17 protein-coding genes are annotated in these 21715 nt (G+C 63.7%); 3 read left to right on the forward strand and 14 right to left on the reverse strand.

Annotation, left to right across the window (positions count from 1 at the left end; all coding sequences use genetic code 11):
• From GDR53_RS12870 to GDR53_RS12935, 14 genes are all read right to left on the reverse strand, one after another.
• On the reverse strand, positions 1 to 369 hold the full coding sequence (locus tag GDR53_RS12870) for a DUF883 family protein (RefSeq protein ID WP_193334876.1): 369 nt from the start codon (positions 367 to 369) through the stop codon (positions 1 to 3).
• A 207-nt stretch (positions 370 to 576) separates the two neighbouring features.
• Positions 577 to 735, reverse strand: a complete 159-nt coding sequence (locus GDR53_RS12875) for a DUF3309 family protein (protein ID WP_193334877.1) — start codon at positions 733 to 735, stop codon at positions 577 to 579.
• A gap of 41 nt (positions 736 to 776) precedes the next feature.
• Positions 777 to 941, reverse strand: coding sequence for a hypothetical protein (locus GDR53_RS12880; protein WP_193334878.1), 165 nt, complete (start codon positions 939 to 941; stop codon positions 777 to 779).
• A gap of 125 nt (positions 942 to 1066) precedes the next feature.
• A complete protein-coding gene (locus tag GDR53_RS12885) occupies positions 1067 to 1945 on the reverse strand; it encodes a transglutaminase family protein (protein WP_193334879.1) in 879 nt (292 codons plus the stop codon).
• Positions 1946 to 1950: 5 nt separating this feature from the next.
• Positions 1951 to 4359 carry a circularly permuted type 2 ATP-grasp protein gene (locus GDR53_RS12890; protein WP_193334880.1) on the reverse strand — a complete coding sequence of 803 codons (2409 nt, stop codon included), beginning with the start codon at positions 4357 to 4359 and terminating at the stop codon, positions 1951 to 1953.
• A 4-nt stretch (positions 4360 to 4363) separates the two neighbouring features.
• On the reverse strand, positions 4364 to 7714 hold the full coding sequence (locus GDR53_RS12895; RefSeq protein ID WP_193334881.1) for a transglutaminase family protein: 3351 nt from the start codon (positions 7712 to 7714) through the stop codon (positions 4364 to 4366).
• A gap of 84 nt (positions 7715 to 7798) precedes the next feature.
• Positions 7799 to 9385: an FGGY-family carbohydrate kinase gene (locus GDR53_RS12900; RefSeq protein ID WP_193334882.1), complete on the reverse strand. Its 1587-nt coding sequence runs from the start codon at positions 9383 to 9385 to the stop codon at positions 7799 to 7801.
• Between the two features lie 58 nt (positions 9386 to 9443).
• The gene (locus tag GDR53_RS12905; RefSeq protein ID WP_193334883.1) at positions 9444 to 10919 is read right to left on the reverse strand and encodes a mannitol dehydrogenase family protein; all 1476 of its coding nucleotides are present in this window, start codon (positions 10917 to 10919) and stop codon (positions 9444 to 9446) included.
• A gap of 59 nt (positions 10920 to 10978) precedes the next feature.
• Complete coding sequence (locus GDR53_RS12910; protein ID WP_193334884.1) at positions 10979 to 11983, reverse strand: ABC transporter ATP-binding protein; 1005 nt, start codon at positions 11981 to 11983, stop codon at positions 10979 to 10981.
• 11 nt (positions 11984 to 11994) lie between these two features.
• Positions 11995 to 12825 (reverse strand): carbohydrate ABC transporter permease, encoded by an 831-nt coding sequence (locus GDR53_RS12915; protein WP_193334885.1) that lies wholly within the window; start codon positions 12823 to 12825, stop codon positions 11995 to 11997.
• A gap of 11 nt (positions 12826 to 12836) precedes the next feature.
• Positions 12837 to 13709 carry a carbohydrate ABC transporter permease gene (locus tag GDR53_RS12920; protein ID WP_193334886.1) on the reverse strand — a complete coding sequence of 291 codons (873 nt, stop codon included), beginning with the start codon at positions 13707 to 13709 and terminating at the stop codon, positions 12837 to 12839.
• A gap of 217 nt (positions 13710 to 13926) precedes the next feature.
• The gene (locus GDR53_RS12925; protein ID WP_193334887.1) at positions 13927 to 15234 is read right to left on the reverse strand and encodes an ABC transporter substrate-binding protein; all 1308 of its coding nucleotides are present in this window, start codon (positions 15232 to 15234) and stop codon (positions 13927 to 13929) included.
• A gap of 157 nt (positions 15235 to 15391) precedes the next feature.
• Positions 15392 to 16351 (reverse strand): sugar-binding transcriptional regulator, encoded by a 960-nt coding sequence (locus GDR53_RS12930; protein ID WP_193334888.1) that lies wholly within the window; start codon positions 16349 to 16351, stop codon positions 15392 to 15394.
• Between the two features lie 61 nt (positions 16352 to 16412).
• Positions 16413 to 17186, reverse strand: a complete 774-nt coding sequence (locus GDR53_RS12935; protein ID WP_193334889.1) for a FadR/GntR family transcriptional regulator — start codon at positions 17184 to 17186, stop codon at positions 16413 to 16415.
• 492 nt (positions 17187 to 17678) lie between these two features.
• On the opposite strand from GDR53_RS12935, the gene chvE reads away from it, so the two are divergent.
• The 3 genes from chvE (at position 17679) to mmsB (ending at position 21659) form a co-directional block, all read left to right on the forward strand.
• Positions 17679 to 18707, forward strand: a complete 1029-nt coding sequence (chvE, locus tag GDR53_RS12940; protein ID WP_193338087.1) for a multiple monosaccharide ABC transporter substrate-binding protein — start codon at positions 17679 to 17681, stop codon at positions 18705 to 18707.
• Between the two features lie 103 nt (positions 18708 to 18810).
• On the forward strand, positions 18811 to 20343 hold the full coding sequence (gene mmsA, locus GDR53_RS12945; protein WP_193334890.1) for a multiple monosaccharide ABC transporter ATP-binding protein: 1533 nt from the start codon (positions 18811 to 18813) through the stop codon (positions 20341 to 20343).
• Positions 20340 to 21659 (forward strand): multiple monosaccharide ABC transporter permease, encoded by a 1320-nt coding sequence (gene mmsB / locus GDR53_RS12950; RefSeq protein ID WP_193334891.1) that lies wholly within the window; start codon positions 20340 to 20342, stop codon positions 21657 to 21659. Before mmsA ends, mmsB begins: the two co-directional genes overlap by 4 nt.
• Positions 21660 to 21715: the final 56 nt, after the last annotated feature.

Genomic DNA, 21715 nt, shown 5'->3' on the forward strand with positions numbered 1-21715 from the left:
TCAGTGCCGCGACAGCAGGGCCAGAACGTAGCCGATGCCGATGGCGGTAGCCACGGCGGTCAGGGGCTTTTCGCGGATGGTATCCTTGAGCTGCTTTTCCATGACGCTGGCCTGATCCTGCACGTCGTCGATGACATGCTGGCCCTGACGCTGAATATGGCGCAGTTCACTCTTGGCCGTATCGGTGGCTTCCGAGACCTTTTCGCTGCTCAGCTTGGACAGTGTTGCGGCAATGGCCTTGAGGTCGGCCTGGAGCTGGGAAACCTGCTCTTCGAGCTTTTCCTCGCGCGGGGTCGTGTCGACACGGGCAGCACGGTTGCGGGGAGCGGGTTTGGTGCGATTGGGTGCAAGGTCAGGGGTGGTGGCCATAAGAAGCTCCTGTTTCAATAAGTCAGTAACGCTGCAAGAACGTAAGCAGTTCCGCGCGCCGGCAACAGCGCTAAAAAATGCACCCCGTGGTCACGCGGAGGCGTGCCGGGGTGCAATAGCGGGCGACAGGGGGGACGACCTCGCCCGTCGAGCGCAACAAACCCGGCCATCCGGCCGGGAATGCGCTCGGTTTAGCGTGCTGACGGGCTAGATGCTGCCCATCAAGGCAAGAATGATCACGACCACCAGAACGGCACCGAGGATGCCGGACGGGAAATAGCCGTAGCTGCGGGAGTAACCCCAGGTCGGCAGGGCGCCAATCAGCGCCAGAATGAGGATAATGATGAGAATGGTACCCAAGCCCATGGTCGTTCTCCGTTATGCAATGGTGGTGATGAAAATGGCGTTCAGAGGATGGCCAGCATCAAGCCGACGACTGCCGCCAGAATGAGAAATGCCGGCGCCAATGCCTTGAACACGTCGCCATAATGGGTCTGACCATCATAGCCTTCCGTCCACACCATGCCGGTGCGGCTTGCCTGCTCAAGGGCCTTGAAATCGATATTGGTCATCACTGCCTCCGCCCTGTGCGGAGACGAAAACAAATGTTCTCGGCCGCCGCGCTGCGCCTTTTGCGCCTGGCCAAGAAACGAGAATGCATCGCTTTTGGTTCCGCCTGTCCGGCAAAAGCAGATGGCTACTGAATACGCAGCACGTCCACCGACTGCTTGGCCTCGTGCGAGCCGTGCGTCTTGAGCACGCCGACAATGGGGGAGACATCGGCATAGTCGCGGCCGTGGCCGATGGCTATGTGGTCCGGCCCGGTCAGAATAGCATTGGTGGGATCAAATTCGACCCAGCCCATGTCCTGGCCGCACCAGGCCCGCACCCAGGCGTGCATGGCGTCGGCGCCTTCGAGGCGCGGCTTGCCCTCCGGCGGATTAGTGCGCAGGAAACCCGAGACATAGCCGGACGGGATGCCAAGGCCGCGCAGGCCGGCGATCATGATATGGGCGAAGTCCTGGCAGACCCCGCGACGCAGGGCAAAAGCCTCGGCCGGGGCGGTGCTGACCTTGGTGGCCTTGGTGTCATAGGTGAAATCGCGGTGGACAGCCAGGCAGAGCGTGGTGACCGCGGCGAGCACGGACGGCGCGGCCCCGATGGCGGCCCGGGCATAGGCGGTGATGGCCGGATCGAGCGCCACGCGCGGGGACGCCGCAAGGAAGTGATGCGGGCTGCCGGCGGCGACGCTCCACAGACCACTGATCTCGCGATGCAGGCCCGCAATGGTGGGGGACAGGTCGATGGGCGGCGCCAGTTCCTCGACATGGACGCGGGCGCTCAGCCGGATCAGCAGGCTGTCATGGGGTTCGACATAGGCGATTTCGGTCGCCAGATTGCCGAAGAAGTCATTGAAGGTGCTGATGCGCTCGGGACGCGGGACAAACGACAGGCTGGAGGCGACGATGCGCTGTACGCCCGGAATGGTGATGGGGGCAACGCGCACCAGATGCCGACCGCCATGCACCGGGGCGTCATAATCGTAGCTCATCTCGAGACGCACATCATACAACATGGCCATTACACCAGATAGGCCGCGGCGATGAGGCCGGAGAGGGTGACGATATCGCTGGCCAGACTGTCAAGCCGGGCCGGCACCATGTCGATGGCATCGGCGGTGCGCAGGCCGGTTTCGATCTCGAGCGCGGCCTTGGCGGCGGGCGAGAGTTGCCCGTCAACGACGCCGCCGGGCAGCATCTCGATCTGGGCGCGCAGTTCGGACAGCTGGAAAATGGCCGAGCGCGGATTGAGCGGGTCCAAGATTAGCATGTCGATCACGCTCTGGGCCCCGGCACTGACCGAATAGCGGCGGCGATGGCTCATGACGCTGTCGCCGATTTCGAGCAGCATTTCGACCGAGCCGTTCGGTGCGCCCTCGCTGGTCAGCCAGGCGGTGATGCGGGCAATCTGGATGGCGCGTTCGAGCCGGCGACCGAGTTCGAGGAAGCGCCAGCCGGCGAAGCGATACATATTCTCATGTACCAGGCCGGAAAAGCCGGCCAGCTTGCGCAGCAGCACCGTCATGGCGTGTGAAGAGTCATCGCCGGAGCTGACGCGCCGGGCGAAACGCTGGGCGGTCTTCTGCAGATCATTGAGCGCCAGCCAGCCATCGGGCGAAAAGCGGTCGCGGATCTGGCCGGCGCTGCGCACGGCGCTATTGATCGATGACAACAGGCCCTGCGGCATCGCTTCGCTGGCGTCGACGTCGACTGTATCGAGGAAATCGGCGCAGTGGGTCAGGATGGGCAGGTCGGCATTGGAGAGTTCGCCGAGGCGGGCGTGATAGGCGCGCAGGATGCGCAAGGTCGCCTCGCAGCGTTCGGCGTAGCGACCGAGCCAGATCAGATTGTCGGCGGCGCGGCTGGGCAGGTCGCCCACGGTGCTGCGGACGAGGGTCTTGCCGCTATTGGGCAGCAGCGACACAGGCTCAACCGGTTGCGAGGACAGCACCCAGACGTCGGCCGCCTGGCCACCGCGCTGCATGGCGATGGCGCTGGTGTCGAGAGTGGAGCCGACGCGGGCGAAGCCCCCGGGCATGATCGACCAGCCGTCACGGGTACGGGCCGCGTAGACGCGCAGCGTGATCGGCCGCGGCTGCAGCTTGCCGTCGACATAGACGGGCGCGGTGGAGAGCTGGACCTTTTCCTGGCCGACAAAATTGGCGCCATTGCTGGCAATGGCCGCGATCATGGCGGCCTTTTCGGCGGGCGAAAAGGTCGAGCCCAGCCGCGTGCCATCCAGATCGTCAAAGGGCAGGGTGGTGGCAAAGGCCGGGCCGATCATCAGCTCGTCGAAATTATCGATGACGTGCTGCTGCTCAGCGGGCTGGCCGCACCACCAAGTGGCAATTTCGGGCAGCAAGAGGGGGGCGCCCAGCAGCTTGCGCGCGAGCCGGGGCATGAAGGCGGCCAACGCCCTGGTTTCGAGCAGGCCGGTACCAAGGGCGTTGATCATGGAGATCGAGCCATGGCGCAGCGCCTCGACCATGCCGGGTGTGCCGATGCGGCTGTCATAGCGCAGTTCGAGGGGATCGACGAAGGCGGCGTCCATGCGCCGCCAGAGGGCGCTGACCGGCATCAGGCCGGCCACGGTGCGCACCATGACCTTGCCGTCCTGCACGAGCAGGTCCTCGCCCTCGAGCAGCATCAGGCCGAGATAGCGGGCGATATAGGCGTGTTCGAAATAGGTTTCGTTGAGCTGCCCGGGGGTGAGAATGCCAACCCAGCCGCCATCGCGCTTGGCGTCGGCGAAGAGCATGTCGCGGAAATCGCGGAAGAAGCCGGCCAGACGATGCACGTTCATCTCGGCATAGATGTCGCTGAGGGCGTGGGTGGTGGCGACCCGGTTTTCCAGGGCAAAGCCAGCGCCCGAGGGCGCCTGGGTGCGATCGCCCAGCACCCACCAGGCCCCATCGGGGCCGCGGCCGAGCTCGAAGGCGCAGAAGTGCAGATAATGGCCGCTGGTTGGCTTGATCCCGACCAAGGGGCGCAGGAATTCGTCGTTGCGGGCGATCAGTTCGGGCGGCAGCAGTCCCTGCTGGACGAGCGTGTTGTCGCCATAGACGTCGGCGACCACGGTTTCGAGCAGTTCGACGCGCTCGATGAGGCCGGTGCTGATGCGGGCCCAGTCGGCCTCGTCGACCAGCAGCGGCACATGGGCAAGCGGCCAGGCGCGCTCATGGCTCTCGGTGCCCTCATAGGTGCGGTAGAACACCCCGGCGTCGCGCAGATACTGGTCGGCGCGCTCGAAGCGCGCGCCGAGTTCCCCCGGCCCAAGCTTGTCAAAGGCGGCCATCAGCGCCGACCAGCCGGGCCGGATCTGGCCGTCGGCATCGATCATCTCGTCGGGGATGCCGGGATGCAGCTGATAGTCGGCAATGATGCTGGGTATGGCCAGCTCCCCGTCGTGATCTTGGTCGTGCGTGTTCATGGGGCTACCAGAAGCGCGGCGGCCGGCGCAGGTCAAGCGTCAACGGGAATTCGTCCGCAGGCTTTTCGAGGCGCAGCTCGAAACCGCCGGCGGTGTAGTTGTGCGGGATGAAGCGGGCGAGGCGGCGTGCCTCGGCCTCGTTGCCATTGACGGGGAAAGTGTCGTAGCTGCGGCCGCCGGGATGGGCGACGTGATAGACGCAGCCGCCGACGGGGCGCTGGGTCCAGCGATCATAGATGTCGAACACCAGCGGCGTGTTCACCGGCAAAGCTGGATGCATGCCAGAGGCGGGCTGCCAGGCCTTGTAGCGAACGCCGGCGACGGCGGTGCCGGCCTGATCGGTAGTGCGCAGGGGCACGGGACGCTGGTTGCAGGTGACGGCGTAGCGCTCGGGATTGATGCCACTCAGCTTGACCTGCAGGCGCTCGACCGAGCTGTCGACGAAGCGGACGGTGCCGCCGATGGCGCCCTGTTCGCCCATGACGTGCCAGGGTTCGAGGGCCTGGCGCAGTTCGAGGCGGACGCCGTCATATTCGACCTCGCCGCAGAAGGGGAAGCGGAATTCGAGCTGGGCGGTGAACCAGGCCGGGTCGATGCTGAAGCCATGCCGCTCGAGATCGGCGACCACGTCGAGGAAGTCCGTCCAGACATAGTGTGGCAGCATAAACCGGTCATGCAGGGTCGTGCCCCAGCGGGTGAAATTGCCCTCGAGCGGATTGGTCCAGTAGCGGGCGATCAGGGCCCGCACCAGCACCTGCTGGGCCAGCGCCATCCGCGCATTGGGCGGCATTTCAAAGCCGCGGAACTCGACGAGGCCCAAACGACCGGTGGGGCCATCGGGCGAATAGAGCTTGTCGATACAGATTTCGGAGCGATGCGTATTGCCGGTGACGTCGACCAGCAGGTTGCGGAACAGGCGATCGACCAGCCAGGGCAGGGGTGCCGGCTGCCCCGATTGCGGATGCGGCACCTGAGCCATGGCGATTTCGAGTTCATAGAGGCTGTCGTGGCGGGCCTCGTCGAAGCGCGGCGCCTGGCTGGTCGGGCCGATGAACAGGCCCGAAAACAGGTAGCTCATGGCCGGGTGGCGCTGCCAGTGCAGCACAAACGACTTGAGCAGATCGGGCCGGCGCAGGAAGGGGCTGTCATCGGGGGTGGCGCCGCCGACCACGACGTGGTTGCCGCCACCGGTGCCGGTGTGGCGGCCGTCGATCATGAACTTGTCGGCGCCGAGGCGCGACTGGCGGGCCGCGTCATAGATGGCAGTGGTCGTGGCGACGCAATCGTCCCAGTTCGACGCCGGATGGATATTGACCTCGATGACGCCCGGATCGGGGGCCACGCGGATGACGTTGAGGCGCGGATCGTGCGGCGGGGCATAGCCTTCCACGTGAACCGGCTGGCCGACATCGCGGGCGGCGGCCTCAACGGCGGCGATCAGTTCGAGATAGTCCTCGAGGGTTTCGACCGGCGGCAGGAAAACACAGAGGCGGTGGTCGCGGATTTCGGCGGTGACGGCTGTGCGCACCTCGCCCTCGATCTCGCTGATCTCCTGCTCGGTGCGATCCTGCTGCTCGGTCGCGGCGGTGAAGCCGGCGGCAGTCTGGGCGCGCGGATCAGCCTCGAGGCCAGTCTGGCGGCGGGCGAGGATTTCCACTGGATCGGGCAGAACGCCGCGCGGGGCCCCGGGGTCTTGAGCCACCACATGGGGATAGTCGGTGGGCTTAATGTGCTTGAGCGAGCTCAGCGGCAGGCGATAGCCGGCCGGGCTGTCGCCGGGGGCCAGAAACAGCTTGCCGCGGCGGGTTTTCCACACCTCGGTCAGCCAGGGGCTGGAGGCGGCAGCGTTCCAGCGCTGCACGGGCAGGACAAAGCCGGTGGGGTTGGTGAGGCCGCGCTCGAATACCTTGGCGATGCGCGAGCGCGCCTCGGGGTCGGCCAGCTCGGAATTGGCGGGGTCGACATTGGCGGGCAGGTTGGCTTCCTTGAGCAGCCATTCGCCGGGATCCTCATAGGCCTCGGCAATGGTCTCGCCGGTGAGGCCCAGATTGCGGGCAAAGCTGTCGAGGAACTTACGGGCGTCGGCGTGGGTAGCGCTGGTCTTGACGCCTTCGCGGGCGATCAGCTTCTCGTCGGACCAGATCGGCTTGCCGTCGAGGCGCCAATAGAGCGAGAAGGTCCAGCGCGGCAGGGTCTCGCCGGGATACCACTTGCCCTGGCCGTAATGCAGCATGCCATTGGGGGCAAAGCGGGTGCGCAGGCGGCGGATAAGATCGTCGGCCAGAGTGCGCTTGGTGGGGCCGACGGCGCCGGTATTCCATTCGTCGGCTTCGAAGTCGTCGATGGACACAAAGGTCGGCTCGCCGCCCATGGTCAGGCGGACGTCATTGTCGGCCAGGACAGCATCGACCTGATGGCCCAGGGCATCGAGTTGATCCCAGGCGGCGTCCGAGAAAGGCTTGGTGATGCGCGGATGTTCGGCGACGCGGTCGACACGCATGGCGAAGTCGAACTCGACCTCGGCATAGGAGGCGGTGCCCGAAATCGGCGCGGCATTGCGATAATGCGGGGTGGCCGCCAGCGGCACGTGGCTTTCGCCGGTCAGCAGGCCTGAAGTGGGATCAAGGCCGACCCAGCCGGCGCCGGGGAGGTAGACCTCGCACCAGGCATGCAGGTCGGTAAAATCATGGTCGGTGCCAGCGGGGCCGTCCAGCGAGACCAAATCGGGCTTGAGCTGGATCAGGTAGCCCGAGACAAAGCGGGCGGCAAAGCCGAGGTGGCGCAGGGTCTGCACCAGCAGCCAGCTGGAATCGCGGCAGCTGCCCTTGGCATTGCCGAGCGTTTCCTCGGGCGTCCAGACACCGGTCTCCATGCGCACGACATAGGCCAGCTTCTGCTGGATCATGGCATTGATGGCGGTAACGAAGGTGACGGTATTCTGCGGCGATGTATTGAGACTGTCGAGGAACTGCTGCAGCAGCGGGCCGGCCGGCTCGGGCTGGCGATAGATGGACAGGTCGGGGCGCAGATCCTCGGGATAGTCGAAGGGGAAGGTTTCGGCACTTTCCTCGACGAAGAAATCGAAGGGGTTGTAGACCGTCATGTCGGCGACCAGGTCGACTTCGATCTTGAGCTCGGTGACGGGCTCGGGGAAGACGATGCGGGTCAGGAAATTGCCATAGGGGTCCTGCTGCACATTGACGAAATGCAGGCTGGGCGAGACGCGGAGCGAATAGCTCAGAACCTTGGTCTTGGAATGGGGCGCCGGCTGCAGGCGGATGATCTGGGGCTGCAAATAGACCGGGCGGTCATATTTGTAATGCGTCAGGTGATAGACGGCAGCTTTGATCGACATATATCAGCGTCGCTCTGTTCGGACCACGTAAGTGGGGCCAGCCTAGCGAGTGTGACGGCGTACCGCCAGCGTGGATGTTGCAGGTCAGACCATCGTGTCGATGACCTGCCGCTGGCGCAGCATCTCGAGAAAGATGCGGTAATCCTTGTCGAATTGCGGGCGGGCAGCCGCATCGGGCGCACGCGCATGGCCGCCCTGCTGCATGGCGGTACAGGCTGCGTCGAGGCTCGGGTAAAGTCCGGCCGCCGTGGCGGCGACCATGGCCATGCCCAGCAGGGTCGCGTCCTTGGCGGCGGATTCCACCACGGTGCAGCCGGTGGCATCGGCATAGAGCGCCATCAGCACGGCGTTTTTGGTGTGGCCGCCGGTGACATGGAGCGTATCGATGGCATAGCCGCGCGTGTTGAGGGTTTCGAGGATATGGCGGACGCCCAGGGCGATGGCGACGCAGGTGCGCCAGTAGAGCCGGCAGAGCGAGTCAAAATCGCTGTCGAGTGTCAGGCCGGAAATCACCCCCAAGGCGAAGGGGTCGCCCAAGGGCGAGCGGTTGCCGTGGAAATCGGGCAGGACGTGCAGCCGGTCGGCCAGAGCCAGACCCTCGACCTGGCGCAGTTGCAGGATGCGGGCGGCGATGGCGGCGTGCATGGGCGCGTCGGGTTCGCCACCGGCGCCGTGCCAGCGGATGATGTGATCGAGCAGGGCGCCGGTGGCGGACTGGCCGCCCTCGTTGAGCCAGACGCCCGGCAGGACGGCGCCGAAATAGGGACCCCATACGCCAGTGGTGGGGCGGTCTTCGGCCGAGAGGGCCATGACGCAGCTCGAGGTACCGGCGATGAGGGCCAGGTGGCGATCGATGGTATCGACGTCGCCGGCAAAGGCGCCTAGCACGCCGAGCGCGCCGGCATGGGCGTCGATCAGGCCGGCGCCGACCTGGCAGGCGGTGGTGAGACCCAGTGCGGCGGCAGCCGCGGCGGTGAGCCCGCCCAGATTGGCGCCGACGGGGCTGGCTTGCTCCGGCAGCGCGGCTTTGTCGAGCAGGTCCTCCAGCCCGACAAGGGCAAGAAAATCGGCCTGCCAGCTCGGGCTCTTATGCGCCAGATAGGTCCATTTGCAGGTCAGCGTCGACTGGCTGCGGGCCAGCGAGCCGGTGGCTTTCCAGGACAAAAAGTCAGCCAGGTCGAACATCATGCCGGCGCGGGCCCAGCTCTCGGGCAGGCGGCGCTTGAGCCACATCAGCTTGGGCGCTTCCATTTCCGGGGACATGACGCCGCCGGCATAGCTGAGGACCTCATGGCCGGTGCGGGTACACTCGTCGGCTTCCGCAAGTGCCCGATGATCAAGCCAGACAATTGTGTCCCAGCGGTCCTCACCCGTGGTCGAGACGGTCAAGGGCTGGCCCCGGGTGTCGCGGACGACGAGCGAGCAGGTGGCATCAAAACCGAGGCCAACCACTTGTTCCGGCAGTGCTTTCGCCAAAGCCATTGCCTCGCGGACCGCGGCGCAGACAGCACGCCAGATCTGTTCGCTGTCGTGCTCGGCGTGGTTGGCATCGGGGCGATGCATGGCGATGGGCTGCTCGGCGCGCCCCAGCAGGAGACCCTGGGTCGTCAGCACGCCGGCCCGGGCACTGCCGGTGCCCACATCCACTGCCACCAGGAGGCTTTGCGTCAAAGCTCGGGCGCCTTCTTCTCGGTTCGGGCGCGACGTTAGCCGAAGGTTTGAACCTGGGCTAGAGCTTGTCGGCCAGATAGCGCTCGAGGGTTGCCCTGGTGCCGATTTTCCAGAGCGTATTCAGGGCGTTGGAGAAGGCGGTGATGAAGGCCGGGTTTTTGGCGAGGTCGCCATAGATGTCGGCCATGGCCAGCCAGGCGGCGGGATCGGCCTTGGCCAGCTTGGCCTGGGCGGTGAGGCGAGCCCAGCTGGGATCGTTGGGCTCGATGACGGCGCCGGAGTCCGTGGTGCCATAGCAATAGCGGCACCAAAGGGCACTCACGAGTGCCAATCCGTTAACAGACTGTTGACGTTGAACCCGGTCAAAGGCCGACGGAATGATAAATTTGGGCTGCCGATTGGACCCGTCTAGGGCCAGCCGCCTTATGGTATCGCCGATTTTGGGATTGGCGAAACGGCGCTGGCAGAGCGCGTAATAGTCGCCAAGGTCAGTATCGGGCACGGGCGGGACGACGGGGATAATTTCTTCCTGCTCGACCTTGGTCAGGAAAGCGGCGACGAGCGAATGCTCCATCGCCTCGTGCACGAAGTGAATGTCGAGCAAGCCGGCGGGATAGGCGATGGTGGCGTGGCCGCCATTGAGGATACGGATTTTCATGTGTTCGTAGGGTGCCACATCATCAACGAACTGCACGCCGACCTTTTCCAGCGCGGGCCGGCCAGCCGGGAAATTGTCCTCGAGCACCCATTGCCGGAACTTCTCGCAGAAGACCGGCCAGTTATCCGCGATGCCGAAATTGTCGGCAAGCAGGGTCTTTTCACGGTCGGAGGTGGCCGGTGTGATGCGGTCAACCATGCCGTTGGGAAAGGCGACATTGGCCTCAACCCAGGCGGCCAGAGCGGGATCGACCAGATTAGCGAGCCCGATCACCGCATTCTGGGTGACGTGGCCATTGCCCGGAATGTTGTCGCAGCTCATCACCGTGAAGGGGATCGTGCCGGCGGCGCGGCGGGCCAGGAGCCCGGCCAGGATCAGGCCGAAGGCGGTGCTCGGGGCAGCCATATTGGCGGCGTCATAGGCGATATCGGGATGGGCCGGATCGAACTGCTGGCTGGCCGGGTCGATATAGTAGCCGCCCTCGGTAATGGTCAGCGAGACGATGCGGGTGGCCGGATCGGCGAGGCGGGCGATGACCGCAGCGCTGTCGCCGGGGCGGAGATAGTCGATCATGGCGCCAGTGATGCGGGCGCTGCTGGCATCGGCTTCCTGCTCGACCACGGTGGTCAGCCAGTCCTGGGCCAGCAGCTGCTGGCGCATGGCTTCATCGGCATCGCGCACGCCAGCGCCGATGATGGCCCAGTCATGATCGGCGCCAATGGCGAAGAGATCATCGAGATAGACGGCCTGGTGGGCGCGGTGAAAATTGCCGACGCCGAAATGGACGATGCCCGGCGTCAAGGCGGCGCGGTCATAGGCCGGCACGGCGGCAGTGGTGATGGAAGCAAGCGCGGCAGCGGAGAGTTTTGTCGTCATAAGCTTTAGTCCTTCACTCGCCCCGATGAGGGTTCGCTGCGGCTGAAATACCGGTTGCGTCAGATCGCCAGACCGGCGGCGTCGAAGCGATAGATGCGGGTCGGGTCGGGCGTCAGATAGACGTCGTCGCCGTGGCGGAAGGTCTGGTCGCCATCGGTGCGGATGGTCATCAGGCCGAGACCATCGACATGGACATGGAGGAACGTGTCGGAACCGAGCTGCTCGGCGACGCCGACCTTGCCCTTCCAAGTGTCGGGGGTGGGCTGGGTGGCGAGCTTGAAATGCTCGGGGCGCACGCCGATGGAATGGGCATTGTACTTGGCGGCTTCGGGACCATCGACGAAGTTCATGCGGGGGGAACCGATAAAGCCGGCGACGAAGCGGTTGGCGGGCTTCTTGTAGAGATCGAGCGGGGAGCCGAACTGTTCGACGCGGCCGGCATTGAGCACGACGATGCGGTCGGCCATGGTCATGGCTTCGACCTGGTCATGGGTGACGTAGATCATCGTGGTCTTGAGCTGCTGGTGCAGTTCGGTAATCTCGAGGCGCATGTTGACGCGCAAAGCGGCATCCAGATTGGACAGCGGCTCGTCGAACAGGAAGGCCTTGGGCTCGCGGACGATGGCGCGGCCAATGGCGACGCGCTGGCGCTGCCCGCCGGACAGGGCGCGCGGACGGCGATCGAGATAGGAGGAGAGGTTGAGGGTGCGGGCGGCGTATTCGACCTTCTGGTCGATGACGTCCTTTGGCACCTTGGCCATCTTGAGCGGGAAGGCGATATTGTCGCGCACGCTCATATGCGGATAGAGCGCGTAGCTCTGGAACACCATGGCGAGGCCCCGTCGCGCCGGCGGCGCCTTGGTCATGTCGACGCCATCGAGCAGGATGGTGCCGCTGGTCGTGTCCTCAAGGCCGGCGATCAGGCGGAGCAGGGTGGACTTGCCGCAGCCGGAGGGACCGACAAAGACGACGAACTCGCCCTCTTCGATATCGAGCGTGATGTCCGGAATGATCTGGACTTCGCCGAAGGACTTCTTGACGTGTTGCAGGGAAATCGAGCCCATTTTTCTAGTCCTTACTTTACAGCGCCGAAGGTGAGACCGCGGACGAGTTGTTTCTGGCTGAACCAGCCCATGAGCAGGATCGGCGCGATGGCCAGCAGCGAGGCCGCCGAAAGCTTGGCGAGGAAGAGGCCCTGCGGCGAGGAGAACGAGGAGATGAAGGCGGTCAGCGTGCCGGCGCGGCCCGAGGTCAGGGTGATGGTCCAGAAGGCTTCGTTCCAGGCCAGGATGACGTTGAGCAGCAGGGTCGAGGCAATGCCCGGCACGGCCATGGGGACGAGGACATGGACGATCTCGTTCCAGAGTTCAGCGCCGTCCATGCGGGCGGCCTCGAGGATGTCGACCGGGATTTCCTTGAAGTAGGTGTAGAGCATCCAGATAATGATCGGCAGGTTGATCAGCGTCATGATGATGGTCAGGCCATGCAGCGTGTCGAGCAGCCGCAGGTCGCGGAACAGCAGGTAGATCGGGATCAGCACGCCGACCGCGGGCATCATCTTGGTGGACAGCATCCACATCAGCACGTCCTTGGTGCGCTTGGTGGGCGCAAAGGCCATGGCCCAGGCGGCGGGAACGCCGATGACGAGGCCGAGCAGGGTGGAGCCGACCGAGACCACAATGGAATTGAAGGCGTGCTTGAAATAGTCCGAGCGATCCTGCACGGCAGCGAAATTTTCCAGGGTGAAATTCTGCGGCAGGAAGGTGGGGGACGAGGCGATGGCCTCGGCCTCGGTCTTGAAGGCGGTGAGGATGGTCCACAGGATCGGCGCGAACAGCAGCAGGGCGATGGCCCAGGCGAGCGCGGTGAAGCCGATGCGGGTTGGGATGGATGCGGTGCGTGCCATGATCGGTTTCCCTACGCGTCGAGGTTCTTGCCGACCGCGCGCATCAGGAAGATGGCAACGATGTTGGCGATGATGACGGCGACCACGCCACCGGCAGAGCCGGCGCCGATGTCATTGGAGAGGATGCCGGTGCGGAACACCAGGAAGGCGATATTGGTCGAGGCATAACCCGGGCCGCCGCCGGTGGTGACGCGGATTTCAGCGAAGATGCCGAGCAGGAATATGGTCTGGATCAGGATCACGATGGTGATCGAGCGGGCCATGTGCGGCATGATGATGAAGTAGAAGCGGTTGATGGCATTGGCGCCATCCATCTCGGCGGCCTCGCGCTGCTCCTCGGAAAGTGATTGCAGGGCGGTCAGCAGGATCAGCGTGGCAAAGGGCAGCCACTGCCAGGCGACGATGACGATGACCGAGAACAGCGGATACTGGTTGAACCAGTCGACCGGCTGCAGGCCGAAGAATTCCCACAGATGGGCCAGCATGCCGTAGCCGGGATGCATGAAGCCGTTCTTCCAGATCAGTGCCGCCACCGGCGGCATGACGAAGAAGGGCGAGATGACGATGATGCGCAGGATCCCCTGGCCCCAGATCGGCTGATCGAGCAGCAGGGCCAGAAAGGTGCCGCCGATGACGGTGATCAGCAGCACGCCGACCACCAGGATCAGGGTATTGATCAGGGACTGGGTGAAGCTGGGATCACCGATGACATAGACGTAGTTGGCCCAGCCGGCGAACCCGGTCATCATCGGATTGATCAGGCTGTAGTTCTGGAAGGAGAACCAGATGGTCATGACCAGCGGCACGATCATCCAGAGCAGCAGCAGCAGGACGGCCGGGGCCATCATGATGCGCGACAGGGTCTTGGTTTGTGCGGTGGCCATGTTTTCCTCGCCAAAACCCGGAAGCGCCGGGTGGTCTATCAGCAGGCCTCATCCTGAACGTGTCGAGGGCCAAGGCCGGGACACGGTCGGCGTGCCCGCCTGATGGTTAGTGCCTTGGACAAGCTCAGCATGACGTCTCAAAACGCATGCGTGACTGGTGTGCCGCCCGGTCGTAGAGTGACCATCGACCGGGCGGCACGTCTCCGGGAGGAGAGGCCTACTTGATGTAGCCGGCGCGGGTCATGTCGCGGGTGGCGGCGTCCTGAGCCTGAGCCAGGGCGTCGTCGGCAGACATCTGACCGGCAAGGGCAGCCGAGAAGAGCTGGCCCACATTGGTGGCAATGCCGGCGAATTCAGGAATAGCCACGAACTGCACGCCGACATAGGGGACCGGCTTGACGGTCGGCTGGGTCGGATCGGCCGAGTTGATGGAGTCCAGCGTCATCTTGGCGAAGGGCGCTGCTGCCTGGTACTCGGCATTTTCGTAGAGCGAGGTGCGGGTGCCGGGCGGGACGTTGGCCCAGCCTTCGCTGGCGGCGACGGTAGCGAGATAGTCCTTGTTGGTTGCCCAATTGATGAACTGCTCGGCCGCTTCGGCATTCTGGCTGCTGGTCGGGATGGCCAGCGACCATGCCCAGAGCCAGTTGCCGCGCTTGCCCAGGCCATTGTCTGGCGCCAAGGCGAAACCGACATGCTCGGCAACGGTGGAGTCAGCGCCGGTCACGAAGGATGCGGCGACGGTGGCATCGATCCACATGCCGCACTTGCCCTGCTGGAACAGGGTCAGGTTTTCATTGAAGCCGTTGGACGAGGCGCCCGAAGGACCAGCGTCGGCCATCAGCGACAGATAGGTGTCGAGCGTCGCCTTCCATTCGGGCTGATCGAACTGGGGGGTCCAGGTTTCGTCAAACCAGCGGGCGCCGAAGGAGTTGGACATGGCGGTCAGGAAGGCCATGTTCTCGCCCCAGCCGGCCTTGCCGCGCAGGCAGATGCCGTTGATGTCGGCGTCGCGGTCGGTCATGGCGCGGGCAGCTTCGCCGATGAATTCCCAGGTGGGGGCGTCAGGCATGGTCAGCCCGGCCTTTTCCATCAGGTCCTTGCGGTACATGACCATGGAGCTTTCGCCGTAGAAGGGCGCTGCATAGAGCTTGCCATCGACCGAGAGGCCGCCACGGATGGCGGGCAGCAGGTCGTCAACGTCATATTCGGCATCGGCGGAAAGGCCATCGAGCGGCACCAGCCAGCCCTGCTTGGCCCAGATCGGGGCTTCGTAGGTGCCGATGGTCATCACGTCATACTGGCCACCATTGGTGGCGATGTCGGTGGTGACGTTCTGGCGGAGAGTATTTTCCTCGAGCACGACCCAGTTGAGTTCGATGCCGGTTTCTTCGGTGAAGGCGCTCGACAGAGCCTGCATGCGGATCATGTCGCCATTGTTGACGGTGGCGATGGTCAGCGTCTGCGCCGAGGCGGATGTGATCAGCGCAAGGCTGACCGCGCCCACGAGAATGGGTGTCAATTTCATTGGTTTTCCTCCCAGTGACGAGCCGGGCAATTGTCCCGACTGTGGGCAAATACTCGCACATCATGCGGCAGAGTCAAGTGTGCCATGCGCAAATCGCTGGGCAGGCTGTGGGCTAGGGAGGGCCGAAACCGGGATTTAATGCTGTTTTTTCAAGCGGCTACGGGAGCTTGAGCAGGCCTTCAGCGGTGCGCTCGTCCGTTATCAATCCGTTAACCAGACGGCGCAGCAGGGTTGCCCGTATGCCGGGCAATTTGCGCGCGCCCATGGCAATTGCCACGACAAGGGCGTTTTCGCGCGAGGGAATGGGGGCTGAGGCCACCCGCTCATTGGTGAGGCCCTCGATAAGCTTGCCCTCGGCATCAAAGCTCCAGCCGCAGATCTCGCCGACGGCGCCAGCTTTCTGCAGTTCCTTGAGTTCGGCATCGGTGATGAAACCATCAACATAGAGCGGGGCATCCGGTCCGATATCGCCGACGCCGACAAAGGTCACGTCAGCCTGTGCGGCCAAAGCCAGGGTTTCGCGAATCATGGGCTGGCCATGCAGCAGCTGCCGTTCGCGCGCCGAAGAGGCGATGACCGGCAGGGGCATGGGGAAGCTGCGCGCCTTTACGGTATCAGCCATGTTGAAGATGACGTTGTAATAGGCGGCCGAGCCGTCGGGCGCGATATTGCCCGTCAGCGAGACCACCTTGTGATGCGGGCAGGCCATGGGGGTAAGCTGTTCGACGGCGGCCTTGAGCGTGCGGCCGGTGCCGATGGCCATGACGATGGGGTCGGGGCGCTTGAGCCAGCGCTCGATCTCGGTGGCGGTCGCCTCGGCGACGCCGATGGTTGTGGAATCGCTGCTCGGGTCGGAAGGGACGATCTCCACCAGATCGAGGGCGAAGCGGGATTTGAGGCGGCTGGCCAGGTCCATGCAGCGGCCGATCGGGTGATCGAGCCGGACCTTGATCAGGCCCTCGCTGACCGACATCGAGACCAGGCGCTGCGCCGATTGGCGGGAAATGCCGAGCTTGGCGGCGATCTCTTCCTGGGTATTGCCAGCGACATAATAGAGCCAGCCGGCCCGCGCGGCGTCGTCCAATCGGTTGCTGGAACTGTCCATTCGCTGCGCCATCAGGGATCCTGCATCGTTGCGCCGGGATTATTCGGGCATGCAGGCGACTGCTGCAAGGCGTTTATGAAGATGCGCCCGGCCGCAAGGCGAGCTGGCTGAGTGCAACGCGGATATCGCGCTCGGTGTCCTTGATGTGCAATCGCATGGCGTCGGCAGCGGCGCGGCTATTGCCGGCCTTGATGCAATCGAGGATGCGCTGATGGGCTTCGATGGTTTCGTGCAGGGTGTGGCCGCGCTTTTCGTGGCCGCGGCGGCTGATGAAGAAACCTTCGCGCAGGGGCTGGGCCATGGCCTCGAAGAGAAAGCCCAGGATGCGGTTGCCGCTGGCCAGGGCGACGGCCTCGTGGAAGCCGACGTCATGTGTGTGAAAGCCCAGTTCCTGATCATGCGACATGGCCTGGCCCTTTGTGCCGACCGTGTCGCGCATGCCCTGCAGCTCGCTTTCGATGGCGGCAATGCCGGCGCGCGAGGCGCGCTTGGCGGCCAGGGTGGCCGACTGCACCTCGAGCGAGAGCCGGATTTCGACCAGGTCGAACAGGCCCTTGGGATCGTAGTGGATGATGGATGTAAGAAAGTCGGCAAAGGCGGCGCCGTCGGGTTCGCGCACAACGGCCTTGCGGCCGCGGGCAATCTCGAGCAGGCCGCGGCCTTCGAGCAGCTTTACGGCCTCGCGGATGGTGAGCCGGCTGACGGCGTAGCGCGTGGCCAGCGCCGCCTCGCTGGGGAGGCTGGTGCCGGGGGCAAGTTCGCCCAGAATCAGCTGCGCCAGATGATCGGCGACGGTGCCCGCGGCGGTGGACTGGTCCGGGCGTGTTTCGCCGTCAGTTGTGCTCACATCCCCTCCAACTTATCTGATACCTTTGCTTCCGGCCGGGTCGCTTGAGCGATCTTTGTGGCCGGATTCCTCCTCAGGTGCCGGCACGATAGCGTCAGTTCCGGCGGACCGCAATCGCCGTAGAACATACGTTATCGTTAATATTTGATGGTCGAAAAAAATGCGCAAACACGGCAAAGCTGCTTTACAACGCTTGTCTGATTATCCTAGGTTCTGCGGCGTGGGCTGGGGAGGGCCCTGACGGCACGTGCCGTCGCGCAGGAGGACTCCATGCAGATCCAGCAGGCCGGCCACCCAAGGGTGGTTGCGCGGCCATTTTCAATGACTGTATCGGGTTCGGGCTCACCGGGCATTGCTGTCCATAGCGGACACCGCCATGAGCCAAAGTTCTTTCCCCTGACGACCATCCAAAGCTTCTGAACTCGGAATACACAAGGGAGTCGAGACGTGAAGATTTTCAAGACGCTTGCCACCGTACTGGCAGTCGGCGCCATGGCGCTGACCGCATCTACCGCGGCTTTTGCCCAGGACAAGGGCGCGATCGGCATTGCCATGCCAACGCAGTCCTCGCTGCGCTGGATCTCGGACGGCAATGAGCTCAAGGCAGCACTCGAAGCCAAGGGCTATTCGGTCGACCTGCAGTTCGCAGAAGACGACATCCCGAACCAGCTGGCTCAGGTCGAAAACATGATCACCAAGGGCGTCAAGGCCCTGGTCATCGCTTCGATCGACGGCACCACGCTGAGCGCTGTGCTGCAGCAGGCTGCTGATGCCGGCATCAAGGTTGTCGCCTATGACCGCCTGATCCGCGACACCGCCAATGTTGACCTCTACACCACGTTCGACAACTTCCAGGTTGGCGTGCTGCAGGCCAATTCGATCCTCAAGGGTCTGGGCTATCCAGAGAACAAGGGGCCGTTCAACATCGAGCTGTTCGGCGGTTCGCCAGACGACAACAACGCCTTCTTCTTCTATGATGGCGCCATGAGCGTGTTCCAGCCGCTGATCGATGACGGCACCCTTGTGGTGAAGTCCGGCCAGATGGGCATGGACACCGTTGGTACCCTGCGTTGGGACGGTGCCGTTGCACAGGCCCGCATGGACAACATCCTGTCGGCCAACTACTCGGACGGCAGCCGCGTTGACGCTGTTCTGGCCCCCTATGACGGCCTGAGCCGCGGCATCATCTCGTCGCTGCGCGGCGTTGGTTATGGTTCTGCCGACCTGGCATGGCCCATCATCTCCGGCCAGGATGCCGAAGCACCGTCCGTCAAGGCGATCATCGCCGGCGAGCAGTATTCGACCATCTACAAGGACACCCGCGAACTGGCCAAGACCACTGCCGACCTCGTCGATACGCTGGTTTCGGGCGGCACGCCAGAAGGCCTCGACACCACCACCTATGACAATGGCGTCAAGGTTGTGTCGTCGATCCTGCTGACCCCGTACGAAGTCGATGCATCCAACTACCAGGCTCTGGTCGTTGACTCCGGCTACCTGAAGGCCGAAGACCTGATGTAATCGATACCACGACAGTCTGGGCCCCGCGGCAACGCGGGGCCCTTTCCCGTATCGGAAATCGGCGCTATGCAGCGACGCTCCGGTGCATTGAAGAAAGCAGCCAATGACCAAGACCATTCTGGAGATGCGCGGCATCACCAAGACGTTTCCCGGCGTCAAGGCACTGTCGGACGTCAATCTGGACGTGCGCGAGGCCGAAATCCACGCCATTGTCGGCGAGAACGGGGCGGGGAAATCCACCCTGATGAAGGTGCTCAGCGGCGTCTATCCAGACGGCAGCTATGACGGCCAGATCATTTACAAGGGCGAAGAACAGCACTTCAAGACCATTGCCGACAGCGAGGCCAAGGGCATCGTCATCATCCATCAGGAGCTGGCGCTGGTGCCGCTGCTGTCGATTGCCGAGAACATCTTCCTGGGCAATGAGCAGGCCCATGGCGGCGTGATCGACTGGGACGAGACGCGCGACGGCGCGCGCAAGCTGCTGGGCATGGTCGGTCTTTCTGAAGACCCCGATACGCTGGTGACCAATATCGGCCTGGGTAAGCAGCAGCTGGTGGAAATCGCCAAGGCGTTGTCCAAGGAGGTCAAGCTGCTTATCCTGGACGAGCCCACGGCCAGCCTGTCGGAAAAGGACAGCGCCGCGCTGCTCGACCTGCTGATGGAATTCCGCAGCCAGGGCATTACCTCGATCCTGATCAGCCACAAGCTCAACGAAATTTCCAAGGTCGCCGACCGGATCACCGTGATCCGCGACGGGCGCACCATCGAGACCATGAACAAGGACCAGATCAGCGAAGACCGCATCATCACCTCGATGGTCGGGCGTTCGCTGGAGGATCGCTATCCGGCCCGCGTGCCGCAGATCGGCGAGACGGTGTTCGAGGTCCGCAACTGGAACGTGTTTCATCCCCAGCACCGCGACCGCCAGATCATCCGCAATATCGACCTCAATGTCCGCAAGGGTGAAGTGGTGGGCATTGCCGGGCTGATGGGCTCGGGACGCACCGAATTTGCCATGAGCGTGTTTGGCAAGTCCTATGGGCAGAAGATCAGCGGCGAGGTGTTCCTGCACGGCAACAAGGTCGACGTATCGACCGTGGAGCGGGCCGTTGCCCGGGGCATTGCCTATGCCACCGAAGACCGCAAGAGCTATGGCCTCAACCTGATCGACCACATCAAGCACAATACCACGATTGCCAATCTCAAGGGCATTTCGCGGTTCGGGGTGATCGATGACATGGCCGAGATGGACGTGGCCAACGAATACCGCAAGAAGACCAATATCCGCTCGTCGAGCGTCTACCAGATCACCGGCAATCTGAGCGGCGGCAATCAGCAGAAGGTGGTGCTCAGCAAGTGGCTGTTCGCCAATCCGGACGTGCTGATCCTGGACGAGCCGACGCGCGGCATCGATGTCGGCGCGAAATATGAAATCTACACCATCATCAATGCGCTGGCGGCGCAGGGCAAGGCCGTGCTGGTGATCTCCTCGGAGATGCCCGAACTGCTTGGCATCACCGACCGGCTTTATGTAATGAACGAGGGCCAGATCGTGGGTGAAATGCCGACGGCCGACGCCAGCCAGGAAAAAATTATGCGTGCGATTGTTCGTGCGGAAGGGAAGGCATCATGACCACCGAAACGGCGCCAGCGGGCGTCACTCCGACCACCGAGCAGGCGACCAATCAGCAGCTGACCGTGTGGGGGGCGCTCAAGTCCAACATGCGCGATTATGGTCTGCTCGCCGCGCTGATCCTGATCATGCTGTTCTTCCAGTATTTCACCAATGGCGTGCTGTTCAAGCCGGTTAACCTGACCAATATCATCCTGCAAAACAGCTATATCATCGTGATGGCGCTGGGCATGCTGCTGGTCATCGTGGCCGGCCATATCGACCTGTCGGTGGGTTCGGTATCCGGCTTTATCGGCGCGCTGGCGGCCATGCTCATGGTGGGCTGGCGCTTTCCGCCTGAGCTGGCCTTCCTGGCCAATCCCTTCGTGGCCGGCGCCATCTGCATCGTGATCGGCGCGGCCATCGGGGCGGCGCAGGGCTATCTGATCGCCTATTACCAGATCCCGGCCTTTATCGTGACGCTGGCCGGCATGCTGATCTTCAAGGGCCTGTCGCTGGCGATCCTGGCTGGCAAGTCGGTGGGCCCGTTCCCCGCCGAGTTCCAGCTGCTCTCGGCCGGCTTTATCCCCGACCTGATCGGGCAAACCGTGCTGGTGCCGGCGATTGTTGCCGTTCCCGCCAGTGACGGCGTGGCGGCGATCGCTGCGGTGCCAGCCCTGACGCTGCATACCACCAGCATGGTGGTGGGCGTGGCTGCCGTCGTGGTGATGATCGTGATGGCTATCCTGGGTCGGCGTCGCCGCCAGGCCCGTGGCTATGAGAGCGAGCCCTATGCCCTGTTCGTCGCCAAGAACCTGGTGATTGCCGCGCTGGTGCTGTTCTTCACCTATATGCTGGCCTCCTATCGCGGCCTGCCCAATGTGCTGGTGGTGATGGCCGTGCTGATCGCGGTGTTCGTGTTCGTCACCAAGCGGATGACCTTTGGCCGCCGGATCTATGCGCTGGGCGGCAATCTCAAGGCGGCGTCGCTGTCGGGCATCAAGACCGAACGGATGACGTTCTATGTGTTTGCCATCATGGGTGCGCTGGCGGCTCTCGCTGGCATGATCTATGCGGCTCGCCTCAATTCGGCGACGCCGAAAGCAGGTCAGGGCCTCGAGCTCGACGTGATCGCGGCCGTGTTCATCGGCGGTGCCTCGGCACTGGGCGGCGTTGGTGCCGTGGCCGGCGCGGTGATCGGCGCCTTCATCATGGGCGTGATGAACAACGGCATGTCGATCATGGGCGTCAATATCGACTGGCAGCAGATGATCAAGGGCGTGGTGCTGCTGGCGGCCGTGTTCTTCGATCTCTACAACAAGAAGCGCGCCGGCTGATCTGCCGCTGCAGCGTCGTCAAAGCAAAGGCCGCCGGACTATCCGGCGGCCTTTTT

It is taken from the genome of Devosia beringensis, from assembly GCF_014926585.1.
In the GTDB taxonomy this organism is placed as follows: Bacteria; Pseudomonadota; Alphaproteobacteria; order Rhizobiales; family Devosiaceae; genus Devosia; species Devosia beringensis.